This window comes from Variovorax sp. DXTD-1 (assembly GCF_003984625.1).
Lineage (GTDB): Bacteria > Pseudomonadota > Gammaproteobacteria > Burkholderiales > Burkholderiaceae_C > Variovorax.
In genome coordinates this window covers 1-3363 of sequence record NZ_RWKH01000046.1, presented here as the reverse complement: position 1 = coordinate 3363, position 3363 = coordinate 1, and the positions used below count along the sequence as shown (strand labels likewise).

At 65.8% G+C, this 3363-nt stretch carries 2 protein-coding genes and 1 pseudogene; all 3 read right to left on the bottom strand.

Going from position 1 to position 3363, the window contains the following annotated elements; translation table 11 throughout:
• On the bottom strand, positions 1-1302 hold a 1302-nt coding region (locus EJI00_RS24640; RefSeq protein ID WP_148110650.1), incomplete at its 3' end, for a Cache 3/Cache 2 fusion domain-containing protein.
• Between the two features lie 31 nt (positions 1303-1333).
• Positions 1334-3064, bottom strand: coding sequence for a methyl-accepting chemotaxis protein (locus tag EJI00_RS24635; protein ID WP_126750095.1), 1731 nt, complete (start codon positions 3062-3064; stop codon positions 1334-1336).
• A 43-nt stretch (positions 3065-3107) separates the two neighbouring features.
• Positions 3108-3363, bottom strand: a pseudogene (locus EJI00_RS24630) (hypothetical protein); the annotation flags it as partial.

The following is a 3363-nucleotide window of genomic DNA, read 5'->3' as shown; positions in this document are numbered from 1 at the left end:
TTGTTCCTCTGTGCGCGAAGAAAGGTCCTGGTTGCCCGCGGCGATCTGGCCCGAGGCGGTGGCGATGGCGTCGGTGCCTGTGCGCACGCCGCCGACCACGTTGGCCAGACCGGCGCGCATCGATTCGACAGCCCGTGTGATGACGCCGATCTCGTCGCGGCGGTTCGAGCTCAGCGGACGCGACAGATCGCCCTGGCCGATGGTCTGCACGTGTTCACCCAACACACTGAGCGGCCGCACGGTCCGCCGGAGAAAGACGATCAGCGCCGCGCCCAGTACCACTGCAGCCAGCGCGATGAAGCCGCCGAGCACGGTCATCTCGCGGTAGAGCTCGGCCATGACTTCCGAAGCGGGAATTTCCGCGACCACCAGCCAGCCAGTGGCTTCGCTCTTGCTCACGGATGCGTAGTGCTTTTCTTGCTGCGCCGGCAAAAGCACCGCGGGCGCATTGTCCAGCCACTTGGCGTCGTCGCTCTTCAGCCGGCCGATCCAATCCGCGGCCTCGGCATCCTTGAGCACCTCGGAAAGTTTTTTTCCGCCCGCGGTCGGATGGAAGACGATCGTCGCCGCGGCAGGGTCCGACCCCGGGTTGACGATGTAGAGCCCGCCCGTGTCGAAGATGCGGGTCTGGCCCACGGCTTCGCCGAACGAGGCCTGCTGCTGCGAGATGTCCAGGCCGATGTAGAGCACCGCCACCACATTGCCCGCAGCGTCGCGCACCGGGTCGTAGACCGTGATGTAGGGCCGCCCGAACAGCGTGACGCGGCCGACGAACCGCTTGCCCGAGCGCAGCAGCGGATACGCGGCGCTCTTGCGGTCGAGCAGCGTGCCGATCGCGCGCTCGCCGCTTTCCTTCTTGACCGACGTGGTCACGCGGCGGAAGTCTTCGCCCTGGGCCACGAACACGGTGGCGTTGGCGCCGGGAAAGTCGCGCGCGAACGCATCCACCTCTGCGGTGCTGCCTCCGTTGATTGCCACACCGAAGCTGCTGACGACGCCCTGCGCCGCATCTTCAACCGCGAAAGTGCCCGCAAACTGGCGCCGGAAAACGCCGTATGCGTTCTCTGCGGTCATCTGCATGGTGCGGTCGAAGATGTCCAGCGAGCGGGCGATGGCCTCGGCCTTGGCGTTGGCGTACTGCGAGGCGCTGTGCTGCTGCTGCGCAGAGCCGATGACGTAGAACACGCCAAGGAGGAACACCGTGACCGCAAAGATGGCAATGGCGACCCTGACGGTCAGCGTGCGCGCCAACGAGACAAAGGGGCGCTGTGGCTGGGACGAATCCGTGGCTGCTGCGTTCATCAGGGGCCTCCTTCCTGTCGAGGTGGTGTGGTTAAAACTCGGTCCAGTCGCCCGCGGTGCCGCGGGCCAGCGCCAGGGGAGGTGTGGAGGCAATAGCCTCCTTCTTGCGCGAGCTCGCGAGAGGCCGGGTTGAGGCTTCTGGCATGTGCGAAGGTTCGATGCCAGTGGCATGGCCGCCGTGTGCGCCGGCTTCGAGCCTGAACACGCTCACCGCCTCCACGAGGTTCGCGGCCTGCTCCTGCATCGACTGGGCTGCGGCCGCCGCCTCTTCGACCAAGGCCGCGTTCTGCTGGGTGACCTGATCCATCTGTGCAATGGCCTGGTTCACCTGTTCGATGCCGGTGCTCTGCTCCTGGCTGGCCGCCGTGATCTCGCCGATGATGTCGGTCACGCGCTTCACGCTGCCCACGATCTCGGCCATGGTCTTGCCGGCTTCGCCTACCAAGGCGCTGCCCACGTCGACCTTGCCCACGGAGTCGTCGATCAGGCCCTTGATTTCCTTGGCGGCTGCGCCTGAGCGCTGTGCCAGGCTGCGCACTTCGGCGGCCACCACGGCGAAGCCCCTGCCCTGCTCGCCGGCACGCGCCGCTTCCACTGCCGCGTTGAGCGCCAGGATGTTGGTCTGGAAGGCAATGCCGTCGATCACGCCGATGATGTCGACGATCTTTTTCGAGGAGGCATTGATCGAGGCCATGGTGTCGACCACCTGGCCGACGACATTACCGCCCTTGACTGCCACTTCGGAGGCCGAGAGCGCGAGCTGGTTGGCTTGGCGGGCATTGTCCGCGTTCTGCTTGACGGTACTCGTGAGTTCTTCCATCGAAGCGGCCGTCTCTTCGAGCGAGCTGGCTTGCTCTTCGGTGCGCGAAGACAGGTCCTGGTTGCCCGCGGCAATCTGGCCCGAGGCGGTGGCGATGGCGTCGCTCGATGTCTTGATCCGCACGACGACGTCGGTCAGCTGGTCTTGCATCCGCTTGATGGAGAACAGCAGGCTGCCGCTGCGGGCCGTGCGGGCCTGCACGCTTTCCGTCAGGTCGCCGCTGGCGATGCGGCCGACCACATCGGCCGCATAGCCCGGTTCGCCGCCCAGTTGGCCCGCCAGGAGCCGCGCCACCACCACACCGAGCCCCAGGCTGATGGCAACGCCGGCCAGTGCCAGCAGCAGCATCAGAAGCCGCGACTGCTTGAACGTGCCGGCGGCGTCTTCCATGCTGGCGCGAGCCTGCTGGTCGCTGAATGCAACCATGTTCTGCAGCACCTTTTCAAGAGCGCGAGATTCCTTCAGCAGCGACGCGCTTTCTTCGGGCACGTTGCCTTCGAATTGCGAGCTGTCCAGCGTCTGCCTCGCGATCAGGTCCGCAAAATCGCCCAGGTGCTTCTTCAGCGGCGGCATCATTTTCCGGTACTGCTCGTGGAGCTCGCGCCCCTCGGAGGTCTGCTCGAGCAGCGGCTTCACATCGGCCACATTGGACTCGAGCGCCGCCACGGCTTCCTTCAGTTCCTTGAAGCCCACGTTGCGCTCGCCTTTCGTGCCCGCCGACAGCAGGCCCATCTGCGCGCGGCTGGCATCGAGCAGGTGGATGTTGGCTGCCTGCACGGCCTTGATGGCGCGCAGATCGTTGTTGTAGAGGCTCTCGGTCGAGGCGTTGATGCGCCCCATGTGGAAGATGCCCAGCCCGCTGACCCCCGCGCCCACAGCCGCGACGACGAGAAAGCTGAGAACCAGCTTTGCGGCAACAGGAAGCCCTTGGAACCATTTCATTTTTTTCCCCTCCTGAGAAGCGTTGAAAGTCGTTGGAACTCTTTTAGAACTCGGTCCAGTCGCCCGACGAAGCATGGGCTGCGGCAAGCCTGGGAGGGGACTTGGCCTCCGCCGCAGCCCGGGCCGGGCCTTTCAGCGCGGGCATGGCTTTGCGGGGCGGCAGCGCCGGCTGCAGCTTGGCGTGCACTTGCGCAAGCGGGCGGATGGCGGCGTTGCTGTCCAGCTTGAACACGCTCACCGCCTCCACCAAGCTGGCGGCCTGCTCCTGCATCGACTGGGCTGCGGCGGCTGCTTCTTCC

Coding starts and splice junctions, on each gene's coding strand:
- EJI00_RS24635 (WP_126750095.1), bottom strand. CDS start 3,064: ATGAAATGGTTCCAAGGGCTTCCTGTTGCCGCAAAGCTGGTTCTCAGC.